The organism is Ramlibacter sp. (assembly GCF_035655895.1).
Taxonomy (GTDB): domain Bacteria; phylum Pseudomonadota; class Gammaproteobacteria; order Burkholderiales; family Burkholderiaceae_C; genus Ramlibacter.
This window is the reverse complement of sequence record NZ_DASRTN010000016.1, coordinates 1-13,325: the sequence shown is the minus strand read 5'-3', so window position 1 is coordinate 13,325 and position 13,325 is coordinate 1. Positions and strand designations below refer to the sequence as shown.

General features: G+C 70.8%; 11 protein-coding genes and 1 pseudogene. 7 read left to right on the top strand and 5 right to left on the bottom strand.

The genetic code is table 11. The annotated features are described in order from the left end of the window. The first annotated feature begins 27 nt into the window (after positions 1-27). The 3 genes from VFE82_RS19500 (at position 28) to VFE82_RS19490 (ending at position 4,173) form a co-directional block, all read left to right on the top strand. Positions 28-1,524, top strand: a complete 1,497-nt coding sequence (locus tag VFE82_RS19500; RefSeq protein ID WP_325002012.1) for a circularly permuted type 2 ATP-grasp protein — start codon at positions 28-30, stop codon at positions 1,522-1,524. Between the two features lie 83 nt (positions 1,525-1,607). Beyond that, positions 1,608-2,567, top strand: a complete 960-nt coding sequence (locus VFE82_RS19495; RefSeq protein ID WP_325002011.1) for an alpha-E domain-containing protein — start codon at positions 1,608-1,610, stop codon at positions 2,565-2,567. Positions 2,568-2,751: 184 nt separating this feature from the next. Continuing rightward, on the top strand, positions 2,752-4,173 hold the full coding sequence (locus VFE82_RS19490) for a hypothetical protein (RefSeq protein ID WP_325002010.1): 1,422 nt from the start codon (positions 2,752-2,754) through the stop codon (positions 4,171-4,173). A gap of 6 nt (positions 4,174-4,179) precedes the next feature. On the opposite strand, the gene VFE82_RS19485 is transcribed toward VFE82_RS19490, so the two are convergent. The 5 genes from VFE82_RS19485 to VFE82_RS19465 are packed head-to-tail and all read right to left on the bottom strand — an operon-like array spanning position 4,180 to position 9,857. Continuing rightward, entirely contained in the window at positions 4,180-4,809 is a 630-nt protein-coding gene (locus tag VFE82_RS19485) for an N-methyl-D-aspartate receptor NMDAR2C subunit (RefSeq protein WP_325002009.1), read from the bottom strand. Beyond that, a complete protein-coding gene (gene mltB, locus VFE82_RS19480; protein WP_325002008.1) occupies positions 4,806-5,912 on the bottom strand; it encodes a lytic murein transglycosylase B in 1,107 nt (368 codons plus the stop codon). Before mltB ends, VFE82_RS19485 begins: the two co-directional genes overlap by 4 nt. Beyond that, a complete protein-coding gene (locus VFE82_RS19475; protein WP_414708788.1) occupies positions 5,909-7,969 on the bottom strand; it encodes a transglutaminaseTgpA domain-containing protein in 2,061 nt (686 codons plus the stop codon). Before VFE82_RS19475 ends, mltB begins: the two co-directional genes overlap by 4 nt. Continuing rightward, on the bottom strand, positions 7,963-8,928 hold the full coding sequence (locus tag VFE82_RS19470) for a DUF58 domain-containing protein (RefSeq protein ID WP_325002007.1): 966 nt from the start codon (positions 8,926-8,928) through the stop codon (positions 7,963-7,965). The genes VFE82_RS19475 and VFE82_RS19470 overlap by 7 nt, the downstream gene beginning before the upstream one ends. An 8-nt stretch (positions 8,929-8,936) precedes the next feature. Beyond that, positions 8,937-9,857 (bottom strand): MoxR family ATPase, encoded by a 921-nt coding sequence (locus VFE82_RS19465; RefSeq protein WP_325002006.1) that lies wholly within the window; start codon positions 9,855-9,857, stop codon positions 8,937-8,939. Positions 9,858-9,895: 38 nt separating this feature from the next. On the opposite strand from VFE82_RS19465, the gene VFE82_RS19460 reads away from it, so the two are divergent. The 4 genes and pseudogenes from VFE82_RS19460 to VFE82_RS19445 all read left to right on the top strand — a co-directional run. Continuing rightward, positions 9,896-10,855: a histone deacetylase family protein gene (locus VFE82_RS19460; protein WP_325002005.1), complete on the top strand. Its 960-nt coding sequence runs from the start codon at positions 9,896-9,898 to the stop codon at positions 10,853-10,855. A 15-nt stretch (positions 10,856-10,870) separates the two neighbouring features. Beyond that, a complete protein-coding gene (locus VFE82_RS19455) occupies positions 10,871-11,656 on the top strand; it encodes an enoyl-CoA hydratase (RefSeq protein ID WP_325002004.1) in 786 nt (261 codons plus the stop codon). Positions 11,657-11,695: 39 nt separating this feature from the next. Continuing rightward, a complete protein-coding gene (locus VFE82_RS19450) occupies positions 11,696-12,958 on the top strand; it encodes a mechanosensitive ion channel domain-containing protein (RefSeq protein ID WP_325002003.1) in 1,263 nt (420 codons plus the stop codon). 214 nt (positions 12,959-13,172) lie between these two features. Further along, positions 13,173-13,325, top strand: a pseudogene (locus VFE82_RS19445) (electron transfer flavoprotein subunit beta/FixA family protein); the annotation flags it as partial.

The following is a 13,325-nucleotide window of genomic DNA, read 5'->3' as shown; positions in this document are numbered from 1 at the left end:
TCCTGTGGCCGAAGTCCAGCCCACGCCATGCAGAAATTCGACGAGATGTTCCAGCAGCTGCCCGATTCGGGCCCGCTGCAGTTCCAGACCCAGACCATGGGGGGCATGAGCCAGACGCAGCTCCAGGGGGTGCGCGACCACTACCAGCGCTACAGCCAGTGGCTGGCCCGCCAGCCGCAGGACACGATGCGCGCGCGGCGCGACGAGGCCGAGATGATCTTCCGGCGCGTCGGCATCACCTTCGCCGTCTATGGTGCCAAGGACGAGGACGGCGCCGGCACCGAGCGGCTGATCCCGTTCGACCTGATCCCCCGCATCATCCCGGCCCACGAATGGGCTGAACTGGAGCAGGGACTGGTCCAGCGCGTGACCGCCCTGAACCGCTTCCTCCACGATGTCTACCACGAGCAGGAGATCCTGCGCGCCGGCGTGATCCCGGCCGAGCAGGTCCTGAACAACGCCCAGTACCGCAAGGAGATGAAGGGCGTGTACACACCGCACCGGGTGTACTCGCACATCGCTGGCGTCGACATCGTGCGGGCTCCGAACGCGCAGGGCCAGGGCGAGTACTACGTGCTCGAGGACAACCTGCGGGTGCCCAGCGGGGTGAGCTACATGCTGGAGGACCGCAAGATGATGATGCGGCTCTTCCCGGACCTGTTCAGCCAGCACCGGGTGGCGCCCGTGGCCCACTACCCGGACCTGCTGCTCGAGACGCTGCGCGCCTCGGCCCAGCCCGGCGCGCCCGATCCCACCGTGGTCGTGCTCACGCCCGGCATGTACAACAGCGCGTACTTCGAGCACGCCTTCCTCGCCCAGCAGATGGGCGTGGAGCTGGTCGAGGGCCAGGACCTGTTCGTCAAGGACCGCTACGTCTACATGCGCACGACGCGGGGCCCGCGCCGGGTCGACGTGATCTACCGGCGCGTCGACGACGACTTCCTCGACCCGGAGGTGTTCCGCCCGAACTCCACGCTCGGCTGCCCCGGCCTGGTGGACGCGTACAGCGCCGGCAACGTGACGATCTGCAATGCCATCGGCACCGGCGTCGCCGACGACAAGTCGATCTACCCGTACGTGCCCAAGATGATCGAGTTCTATCTGGGCGAGAAGCCGATCCTGAAGAACGTGCCGACGTACCTGTGCCGCGACGCGGACGACTGCAAGTACGTGCTGGACAACCTGGAGGACCTGGTGGTCAAGGAGGTCCATGGCGCCGGCGGCTACGGCATGCTGGTCGGGCCCGCCGCGACCCGGCAGGAGATCGCCGACTTCCGCAAGGCGGTGCAGGCCAATCCCGGCGGCTACATCGCCCAGCCCACGCTCAGCCTGTCGTCCTGCCCGACCTTCGTCGAGAGCGGGATCGCGCCGCGCCACATCGACCTGCGGCCCTTCGTGCTGTCGGGCAAGCAGGTCCAGATGGTGCCGGGCGGCCTCACCCGCGTCGCGCTCAAGGAAGGCTCGCTGGTGGTCAACTCGTCCCAGGGTGGCGGCACCAAGGACACCTGGATCCTGGAGGTCTGACATGTCCAGCGTGTCACGTCCTCGCCACAACACGGCGGCGCGCGAAGCGCGCGCGGGGTTCGCCGCCCGCACCGGAGCTTGAAATGCTGTCACGCACTGCCGACCACCTCTTCTGGATGGCCAGGTACACCGAACGGGCGGAGAACACCGCCCGCATGCTCGACGTCAACTACCAGACCTCGCTGCTGCCGCAGTCGGCCGCGGTCGCCCAGGTCGGGTGGCAGGGCCTGCTCTCGATCAGCGAGCTGGTGCCGGCCTACACCGCCAAGCACGGCGAGATCGAGCCCGGACGGGTGATGGAGTTCATGGTCAAGGACGAGAACAACCCGTCCTCCATCCTGTCGTGCCTGCGGGCGGCGCGCGAGAACGCGCGTGCGGTTCGCGGTTCGCTGACCACCGAAGCCTGGGAGACCCAGAACCAGACCTGGCTGGAGGTCAACCGCATGCTGCGCAGCGGCGACTTCGACCGCGACCCCGGCCAGTTCTTCGAGTGGGTGAAGTTCCGCTCGCACCTGTCGCGTGGCGTGACGGTCGGCACCATGCTGATGGACGAGGCCCTGCACTTCATGCGGCTGGGCACCTTCCTCGAGCGGGCCGACAACACCGCGCGGCTCGTCGACGTGAAGTTCCATGCGGTGCAGAGCGACTTCTTTGGCGCCGCCACCGAGCAGGACCAGGAGTACGACTTCTACCACTGGAGCGCCATCCTGCGCAGCGTCTCCGGCTTCGAGATCTACCGCAAGGTGTACCGCGACGTGATCAAGCCCGAGCGCGTCGCCGACCTGCTGATCCTGCGCCCCGACATGCCGCGCTCGCTGCACGCCAGCATGAACGAGGTGGTGGCCAACCTGCAGATGGTGGGCAACGACCAGTCCGCCGAGACCCAGCGCCGCGCCGGCAAGCTGCGCGCCGACCTGCAGTACGGCAACATCGACGAGATCCTGGCGACCGGGCTCCACGCCTTCCTCACCCAGTTCCTGGACCGCGTGAACGAGCTGGGCAGCCGGATCAGCCGCGACTTCCTGGTTCCCGCGACCGCCTGATCCGGCGGGCGGCGTGTTGGCGCCAACGCGACCGCCGCTGCCACAACCCATCGGTGTGACCGGCCGCCGGCTGGCCTGGGGGCGCGTCATCCCCGTTGCGGCACGCCGACCGGCGTGGCATCGTGCCATGGCGCCACGTCCGCATCGTGCGGCCGGCGCGTGACCAGCCTGGGAGGAGACGTCCGTGCAGTCCATCGTCCAGCACCTGCCGGAGATCCTCCGGGCCGCGGCCGCGAGCCAGCTCGGGATCCTCGCGCTCATGGTGGTCGCGATCGCCGCGATCGCCCATGCGTTCTTCCGCAAGTCCGCCGAAGGCTGGCGCATGGCGGCGCTGGCGCTGCTGTTCGCCGGCTGCGCCGGGTTCGGCTACGCCATGTTCCAGCAGTCCGCGACGCGCGCCGCCGCCCAGGTGGTGAACGTGCGGGAGAGCCTCGACCGCTGGCTGGACGAGGCGGGCAGGGCGCGCGATGCCGGCACCCTGTCGGGCGCGTCCTCGCTGCCGTCGGGCCTGGTCGATGCACGCAACGAGTTCGAGTCGCGCTGGCGCCGCGCAGCGCTGCCCGAGAAGCTCGCACTGCCCGCCGACGCGGTGGCCAGCGGCTTGTCGCTGTTGAACCGCCTGTACCGGGAGGTCGAGAAGGACAGTCCGGTGCAGCAGGCCGCGAACCTGTGGGCCGACGAGGCGATCCGGCACTTCGACGAACGCCAGGATCCGCGGCGGCTGACCGACGCCCTGCTGGACAAGGCAGCCATCTACCTGGACCTGGCGCAACTCGGGCACGACGACCGGCAACAGTTCGAGGCCATGGCGCGCAGCGGCGACGCCCTGATGGCCCGGGCGTTCCGCACGGCGGCGATCGACCAGCAGCCGCAGGTGCTGCGCATCACCTCGCGCTTCTACTACAACCTGGCCCGGCCCAAGTCGTTCCGCCTCTCCGACACCTGGGACAACACCTACCTGCTGCTGGCCTACCAGAAGGCGCGGGCCGCGCACGACCTGCAGCCCGGCGAACTGAAGAACGCGAACCAGCTCGCGCGCACGGTGATCAAGGTGTCCCGCAATCCGCCGCAGGACACCGACCCCGCGTGGGCCGAGAACCTGCGCGACGCCCAGGACGGCATGGCCGCTGCCTGGAGCGCCGCCAAGGCCGGGCTCACCGGGGTCGAGCAGCGGCTCTCGCCGTTGAACGTGCTGGGCGTGGTCACGCTGGAGGCGATCGCGCGCGAATGGACGGCCGCGAGCCCCCAGGAGCGGCGAGCCCGGGCTGGACGCTACCTGATCGAGCTGGAACGCGACGCCTTGCCGGCCTTGCGCGAGGCGGCGGCCCTGCTGCAGAACTCGGCACTGCGCAAGGCCTACGGGTTCGACATCCACTACGACCTGGCACGGGCCCAGGCGCTGAAGACGGCCCTCGTGCGGGTGACGTCGGCGCAGGCCGCGCGGGCCGAGTTCAAGGAGGTGCGCAGCCACCTGGCGGTTGCCCGGGAGAACGCCCGCACCTCGCAGCTCGAGGCCGCGCTGCGCGACCTTGGCAAGGATCCCAGCTTCTCGCTGCTCACCCCAGCCGAGCGGCAGGGCCTGGCCCAGCTGCTCAACCTCGGCTGAGTCCGGTCAGTCCGGCGCGCGCAGCCGCGCCAGCGATCGCTGCAGGTTCTCGCGCGCGCGGGGCTCCAGCGCCTGCCGGTAGCTGTCCGTCCGGTAGATCCAGGGCTGCGCGAGCCAGCCGCCGACCAGCGTCTCGCGCGCAGTGCGGAAGGTGGCGTCGTCCACATGGGCGTACTCGGCGCGCACCTGGCGCTCGTATTCGTCGAAGCGCGCGGACGAGGCGCCGAAGATCGCCAGGTCGATGTCGAGCAGCAGTTGCGTGTCGGGGTCGCCGGCCGGGCCATGGTCGCGGGTGGCGAGCACCAGGGCGGCCACGCGGTCGGCCACCTGCGCGGGGCAGCCGGCCGCCCGCACGCTGGCATGCGCCCAGGCGGCACTGCGGTCCTCGTTGTCCTGCCGGCGGGGGTCGTACACCGCGTCGTGGAACCACAGGACGAGCGCGATCTCGGCCGGCCGGCGTGCCAGCGCCGCCGTCGCCTCGGCATGCGCCAGGCATTCGCGCAGGTGCTGCAGCGTGTGGTAGTGGCGGTGCCGTTCGCTGTGGGCGGCCACCAGCTGGTTCATCAGGCCGCCGTTGACTGTGCCGGCGCCCAGCTCGCCCCACAGCCGCTTCCATTCGACCAGCGACACGTTCACGAGCCGCTCCGGGGCAGGGCCTGCTTCACCTCGCGGCCCAGCTCGATCACCGCCATGGCGTAGTAGCTCGACCAGTTGTAGCGGGTGATGACGTAGAAGTTCTCGGTACCGGCGACATAGCTGGGCGGCTCGGTGCCGTTCTGCAGCTCGATCAGTGCCAGCGGGCCTTCGTGCTGCACGGCCGCTTCGTCGAGCACCGCCCCCTTGGCCAGGAACGCCGGCACGGGGAAGGTGGGCAGGATGTCGGGTGCGAGCAGGGCCTCCTTGTCGAGGCGCTCGGCGTCGAAGCCGACCGGGTAGTGGGTCGGCATGCCGGCCTTCCAGCCGTAGCCCTTGAAGTAGTTCGCCACCGAACCGATCACGTCGGTGGGGCTGCGCCAGAGGTCGATGCGGCCGTCCGCGTCGTAGTCCACCGCCCAGCGCGCCCAGCTGCTGGGCATGAACTGCGGCATGCCCATCGCCCCGGCGTAGCTGCCCAAGGGCCGGGAGGGGTCGACGCCGGCTTCGCGCTGGGTCGCCAGGAACTGCTCGAGTTCGGCGCGGAAGAACGCGGTGCGTTCGCTCGCGCGGGGGTGGGATCCGGGGAAGTCGAACGCCAGCGTGGCCAGCGCATCGAGCACCCGGAAGGTTCCCATCTGCTGGCCGTAGATGGTTTCCACGCCGATGATGCCCACGACGATCTCGGGCGGGACGCCGAACTCCTGCTGCGCCCGCTCGAGGGCTGCACGGTTTTCCTGCCAGAACCGCACGCCGGCCTGGATGCGCACGGCATCGATGAACCGGCTGCGGTACACCGTCCAGTTCTTGGCCGTGCCCGGCGGCGCGGGCTGCATCAGGCGTGCAACCACCGGCAGCAATTGCGCCTGGCCGATCGCCTGGCGGGTCCAGTCCGGGTCGAGGCCGCGCCGCTGCGCCACCTCGTCGGCGAAGCGCATCGCATCGTCACGGCCGGCGTAGGGCACGCCGCGCGGCGCCTGCCGGGCTGCGTTCGGCTTGGACGGCGCCTGCACCTTGCGCCGCGTGTCGGGCGCCTTGGCGGCAGCGGGCAGGCACCAGGCAACGAGCGCCGCCAGCAGGACGGCGGTCGGGACAACACGGATCATCGGAAGACGGGCCAGGGCAATCGGTTCAGTTCGCGCTGCAGCGCGGAAAGGGATGCGGCGGGCCGGGGCGCGTAGCGCTGCGCCTCGAGCCGCAGCAGCCAGTCTGCCAGCGGTCGCGCCTGCTCGCCGCAACGGTTGGTGACGGCGTCCGCCATCCCGCGCGGGCCGCTGGCCGGCGGCAACTCGAGGCCGGCCTTCGCCAGGCGCTGGCGCACGCCGGCCAGCACGCGCAACCACGGGTCCTGCCGGCTGCGCTCCCAGCGCGCCCAGGCGGCGCCCACGAGCGCCGCGGCCACCACCATGGCGATCAGCACGAAGCTCAGGTCTTCCCAGCCAGGGGAGCGGAAGCCCAGGTGGCGCAACAGGTCGAGCTGCTTGCTCTGCGTGTAGTTGAGCACCCACTGGTTCCAGCGGTTGTTGACCGCTTCCCACGCCTGCCGCACGCTGGCCGCCAGCCCGGGGCTGACGGTGCCCAGCGCGCTGGCGAAGGCGCCGGGCGCGGGCTGCAGCCGCCGCAGCGCACCCACGCGACCCGGCGAGACGGCGGCCGTCGGATCGATGCGCACCCAGCCGCGGCCGGCCAGCCAGACTTCGGCCCAGGCGTGGGCGTCGCTCTGCCGCACCACCCAGTAGCCGTCCAGCGCGTTCGGCTCGCCTCCCTGGTAGCCGGTCACGATCCGGGCCGGGATGTCCATGCCGCGCATCAGCACCACGAAGGCCGAGGCGATGTGTTCGCAGAAGCCGGCCTTGCGGTCGAACCAGAATTCGTCGGCGGTGTGCTCGCCATACACGCCCGGCTCGAGCGTGTAGACGTAGCCACCGGTGCGCAGCCGGTCGATCGCCGCCTGCACCAGGGCCGGCTTGTCGGCCGCGCCCCCCGGCACGCTGCGCATCAGCTCGGTCGCCAGCGCCAGCGTGCGGGGGTTGTAGGATGGCGGCAGCTCGCGGTACTGGGGCGGCACGCCTGCCAGCCGGACTTCGGCCGCGCGCCAGTCGACGTGGCTCACCACCGAATAGCGCAGCAGGTCGGTGACCGGCCGGGTGGAGAACCACTGCAGCTCGCCGCCCGGCACTGCCTCCACACCCGGGCCGGCCGGGGCGCTGGTCGCGGCGTCCAGCACCAGCAGCCAGGGCCGGTTGTTCGGCTCGAGGGTGACCGTGTAGCGCACCGGCTCGCCCAGCCCGCGCAGCCCGGTGGGCGGCAGCAGGGCGCTGGCCGAGGCGCCCAGGCGCGGCAGCAGCGGCCGCCACTCGCGGCCGTCGAACGTGGAGAGCACCGGGCCGCGGAAATAGAGGTCGGATGCGGCGGGCACCGGGCCTTCGAACCGCACCCGCAGTGCGATGCCTTCCTCCAGCGCGAGCTGCGCCACGGTGCCCACCTGCATGGTGGACGACAGGCCGCTGCGGCCGGTCATGCCGTCGTTCGGGATGCCCCACAGCGGAGCCAGCCTCGGGAACAGCATGAACAGCACGGCCATGATGGGCGCACCCAGCAGCGCCATCCAGCCGGCGGTGCGCGCCGCCTGCGCCAGCGACGGCCGGCCGACCGGCATGTGCGCATTCACCAGCGCGGTGAGCAGCCCCAGCAGCCCCACCAGCATCGCTCCGGCGGTCACGAGCGACTGCGAGAAGAAGAAGTTGGTGAGCATGGCGAAGAAGCCGAGGAAGAACACCACGAAGGCGTCGCGTCGCGCCCGCAGTTCCAGGGTCTTGAGCGCCAGCAGCAGCACGATCAGGGTGACGCCCGCATCACGACCGAGCAGCGTGCGGTGCGACAGCAGCGTGGCGCCGATCGAGACGGCGAGCAGGCCCAGCACCCAGGCGGTGCCGGGCAGCGCGGCGCCGCGCACCGCCAGCACGCCGCGCCAGACCAGGATCGTGGCGGTGAGTGCCGTGCACCACCAGGGCAGACGGGTGACCTGCGGCAGGACCACCCAGCCGATGACCGCCAGCAGGAACAGGGTGTCGCGCGCATCGCGTGGCAGCGCGGCCAGCCGCGCCAGCGGGCTGCGTTGCGCTGCGGCGGGCGGATTCGATGTCGGTGACGTGCTCAGCACAGCGCGAGCGCCTCCAGGCAGCGGCGCCGGTGCGCCTCGCCGGTGTCCGGCCGGATCTGCTGGCCCGGCAGACGCAGTCCGTAGTCGACCCCGAGCCGGTCCGCCTGCATCACCCAGGCGGCCAGCCGGGCCAGCCGTGCCTCGGCGTCGATGGGCCCGGCCTGGGCGAAATCCAGCCACAGCTCGCGCCGCTGCGCCTGCTGGGCGTCGCGGCTGACCAGTTCGTCGGCCTTGGCGGCCTTCTTCCAGACCACCAGTTTCATCGGGTCGCCGCGCCGGTAGGCCCGCACGCCATCGAAGTCGCCGGCCACCTGGGCGCGTGCCCGGCCCGCGCCGCCGGCTCGCGGCTCGCCTTCCGGCAGGGGAGGCGGCAGCGCCTCCGGCGCCGGGTACACGAGCACCTGGGCGGCGGGCCGCCAGACGGTCCAGACCCGGAAGGTGCCCAGCGGGAACCGGGTCTCGGCCGTCAGCGGAGGAACGCGGTGCAGCCCGCGCCGCAGCGGCTGGAACGCCACCTCCAGCCTGATGCTGCCCTGGGCCGGCACGTCGGTCCACGCCCAGCGGTCATCGCCCTCGCTGTCGAGCACCGCCAGGCCGATCCCGTGGCGGGGCGACTGGCGTGCATTGCCCAGCACGATGCGCAGCGGCGCATGGCTGCCCGCGAACACCGGATCGGGCGGCGAGAGCGTGAGCGTCAGTCCGCGCAGGGTGGCATGGCACACGTGCATGCCCACGACGGCGCTGCCGGCCAGCAGGAAGGTGAGCAGGTAGCCCAGGTTGAGCTGGTAGTTGATCGATGCGACGAGCAGGACCAGCAGCGTCGCCGCCAGCATCAGGCCTGGCCGGGTCGGCAGGATGTAGACGTTGCGCTGGGTGAGCGTGAGCGTGTCGGACAGCGGCAGGCGGGCCTGCCACCATTGCCGGAAGCGCTGCCGCGCGAAGGCGAGAGGGTTGAGCACACCCGAGGTCACGGCAGCGGCACGGCCTCCGCCATCGCGCGCACCTGCTCCACCGGGCCGCGGCCGGCGTTGCCGATCGGCACCAGCCGGTGGGCGATGGTCTGCGGCAGGATGGCCTGCACGTCGTCGGGCGCGACGTAGTCCCGCCCGCTCAGCAGTGCCTGCGCCTTGGCGGCGCGCACCAGCGCGATGGCCGCGCGCGGCGACAGGCCCTGCAGGAACCAGCGGCCGGAGCGGGTGGCCGCCACCAGATCCTGCACGTAGTTGAGCAGGGGGTCGGCGGTGTGCACCGCCAGCACCTGGCGCTGCAGCCGGTCGAGGTCGCCCGGCGTCAGCGTTCCCTGCATGCCGGCCACCATGTCGCGACGGTCGGAGCCGGCGAGCAGCTGGCGCTCGGCGGCGCGGTCGGGGTAGCCGAGCGAGATGCGCATCAGGAAACGGTCGAGCTGCGACTCGGGCAAGGCGAAGGTGCCCAGCTGGTCGTGCGGATTCTGGGTGGCGATCACGAAGAAAGGCGAGGGCAGGGCGCGGGTCTCGCCCTCGATCGTGACCTGCTTTTCCTCCATCGCCTCGAGCAGCGCGCTCTGGGTCTTGGGACTGGCCCGGTTGATCTCGTCGGCCAGCAGCACCTGGGCGAACACCGGGCCGGGATGGAAGACGAAGGCTTCCTTGCCACGCTCGTAGATCGACACACCCGACAGGTCGCTGGGCATCAGGTCGGCCGTGAACTGCACCCGGGAGAAGTGGAGGCCGAAAGCGCGGGCCAGCGCATGGGCCAGTGTCGTCTTGCCCACCCCCGGGACGTCCTCGATCAGCAGGTGGCCCCCCGCGAGCAGGCAGGCCACGCACTCGCGCACCTGGTCGGATTTGCCGACGATCACCGTGTTAAGCTGGTCCAGCAGCGCCTTGAGTTTTTGTTGGGCTTCCATCAGGGCGTGACGTTATCCGAATTTCTGCCGGGCCAACGATGAGTGCGAGCAAGACCGGTTATTTCACACATCCCTCGTGCCGTCGTCACGAGATGGGCCGCGGGCATCCCGAGTGCCCCGAGCGGCTCGATGCGATCGAGGACCGGCTGCTGGCCACCGGCGTCGCCGATGCGCTCGACCGGCGCGAGGCGCGCGAGGCGTCCTCCGAGGAGATCGAACTCGCCCACGACCGGATGCACGTGGCTGCCATCCGCGGCCTGCGCGAGGAGCTCGAGGAGCAGATCGCCGCGGGCGGCTACGCCTACAGCCACATCGATCCCGACACGGCCATGAACCCGCACAGCTGGAGCGCCGCGACGCATGCGGTCGGCGCCGTGCTGGCCGCGACCGACGCGGTGATGGCCGGCGAGGTCGAGAACGCGTTCTGCGCGGTGCGGCCGCCGGGCCACCATGCGACGCACAGCCGCGCCATGGGCTTCTGCATCTTCAACAGCGTCGCCGTCGGCGCCCGCTACGCGCTCGACCGCCACGGGCTCCAGCGGGTGGCGGTGGTCGACTTCGACGTGCACCACGGCAACGGCACCGAGGACATCCTCGCTGGCGACGACCGGGTGCTGATGGTCGGCATCTTCCAGCATCCCTTCTATCCGTACAGCGGCCATCCGGCGCGGGCGGCCAACATGGTCAACCTGCCCGTGCCCGCGTACACCAAGGGCATGGACATCCGCGAGCTGATCGAGGCCGAGTGGATGCCGCGGCTGGAGGCGTTCAAGCCCGAGATGATCTTCGTCAGTGCCGGATTCGACGCCCACCGCGAGGACGACCTCGGCCAGCTCGGCATGGTCGAGGCCGACTACGCCTGGATCACCACGCGCCTGAAGGACATCGCACGCAAGCACGCGAAGGGGCGCATCGTGTCCAGCCTCGAGGGCGGCTACAACCTCGACGCCCTGGGCCGCAGCGTCGAGGCGCACGTGCGCGTGCTGGCCGACCTGTAGCGAACGCGAGGACCGATGGACGACACCAGCGCTCCGGTGACCGAGCACCGCGACGGCCGCGGCGTGGTCACGTTCACCATGAACCGGCCGGACAGCTTCAACGCACTTGGCGAGGAGATGCTTGCGGCGCTGCAGGACGCGCTGGACCGCCTGGCCGGCGACGGCGCCGTGCGCGTCGTGGTGCTGGCGGCCGCGGGCAAGGCTTTCTGCCCCGGCCACCACCTGAAGGAAATGGTCGCCCGGCCCGAGCTGGCCTACTACCAGCAGCTGTTCGCCCGCTGCAGCCGCCTGATGCTGGCGATCCAGAAGCTGCCGGTGCCGGTGATCGCCCGGGTGCACGGGGTCGCCACCGCCGCCGGCTGCCAGCTGGTGGCCCAGTGCGACCTGGCGGTCGCCTCGACGTCCGCGAAGTTCGCCGTGAGCGGCGTGAACCTGGGCCTGTTCTGCGCAACGCCGAGCGTGCCCCTGCTGCGCAACATGGCGCCCAAGCAGGCCATGGAGATGCTGCTCACGGGTGAGTTCATCGACGCCGCGCAGGCGCGCGAGCGCGGGCTGGTCAACCGGGTGGCACCGCCCGAGCAGCTGGATGCCGAAGTCGAGTCGCTGGTGGCCAGCATCCTGGCCAAGCCTCGCCAGGCGATCGCGATCGGCAAGGACCTGTTCTACCGCCAGCGCGAAATGGGCATCGAAGCCGCCTACCAGCTGGCCAGCCAGACCATGGCCGTCAACATGATGGACGCCTGCGCCCAGGAGGGCGTGTCGGCGTTCACCGAGAAGCGCAAGCCGTCCTGGGCCGCGTGAGCCGCACCATCCGGGGCCAGTCGCCCCAGCACTGAACACATGAACGCGATCGATCAACTGGTCCAGGACCTGGGCCATCCGGGGATGCCTGTCGAACTCGCCGTCCTGTTGGGCTGCCTGGGGCTGGCCGGACTGGTGTGCTGGGCCATCGGCCGCAAGCGGGCCAGCGATTCCGTGTGGTTCGGCCGGGCCGTCGTGGACGGCCTGCTGTTCCCGCTGCTGGCGCTGGCGCTGACCTACGCCGCGCGGCGCGTGGTCGAGACGCAGCAGACCGTCGTGCTGCTGCGCCTGGCGGTGCCGGTGCTGGTGTCGCTCGCCGGCATCCGGTTCATCGCACGCGTGCTCACCGTGGCCTTCCCGACGTCCGGGCTGGCCCGCCTGATGGAGCGGATGGTGTCCTGGATCGCCTGGATCGGCACCGTGCTGTGGGTGATCGGCGTGCTGCCGGCGGTCCGCGCGGAGCTGGATGCCGTCCAGTTCGCCTTCGGCAAGTCGCGCGTGAGCGTGCTGAACATGATCGACGGCGTGCTGTCCGCCGGGGTGGTGCTGATCGCCGCGCTGTGGATCTCCGCCGTGCTGGAGCGGCAGGTGCTGCGCCAGGCGGTGCACGACCTGTCGCTGCGCAAGGTGGCGGCCAATGCCGTGCGGGCCACGCTGCTGCTGGTCGGCCTGCTGTTCGCGCTGTCGACGGCCGGCGTCGACATCACGGCGCTGTCGGTGCTCGGCGGGGCGCTGGGCGTCGGCCTGGGCTTCGGCCTCCAGAAGCTCGCCTCCAACTACGTGAGCGGCTTCGTCATCCTGTTCGAGCGCAGCCTGCGCATCGGCGACGTGGTCCGCGTCGACGGGTTCGAAGGCGAGGTGGTGGACATCAAGACGCGCTACACGCTCATCCGGGCGATGAACGGCCGCGAATCCATCGTGCCGAACGAGAAGCTGATCACCGAGCGCATCGAGAACCTGTCGCTGGCCGACACGAAGGTGCTGCTGACCACCGACGTGGCCGTGGCCTACGACAGCGATGTCGACCGCGTGCAGGCCATCCTGGTCGAGGCGGCGGCCGCCCAGGAGCGCGTGCTGGCCGATCCGGGGCCGAGCGCGCGCCTGGTGAAGTTCGGCGCCGACGGGCTCGAGTTCAGCCTCTTCTTCTGGATCGCCGACCCGCTCAACGGGCAGCTGAACGTGCGCTCGGCGGTCAACCTGGCGGTGCTGAAGGGCCTGCGCGAGGCGGGCATCGACATCCCCTATCCGCAGCGGGTCGTGCACGTGCGGCAAACCCTGGACGCCGAGCCGCCGCGCGGTTGAGGCGGCCGGCAGCGCGGCGGCGCGCCTTGTGACGTCTCGTCCCGCCCGCGCGGCACGTGGCGCCCCTATAATCGCAAAAACGAACGGTCGTTCTTTTTTTGTCGGGCAAGGCGCCGCGCTCGGCTGCGCAGCAGGCCCGGCGCCGCACCGCGGCATAGAATTTCCGGTTCACGTCCACGTCCATTCCAACTCCGCAATTCAAGGAGCGCCTCTCATGAAGGTCCTGGTCCCGGTCAAGCGGGTGGTCGACTACAACGTCAAGGTCCGAGTCAAGTCGGACGGCACGGGGGTCGACATCGCCAACGTCAAGATGAGCATGAACCCGTTCGACGAGATCGCGGTGGAGGAGGCGGTGCGGCTCAAGGAG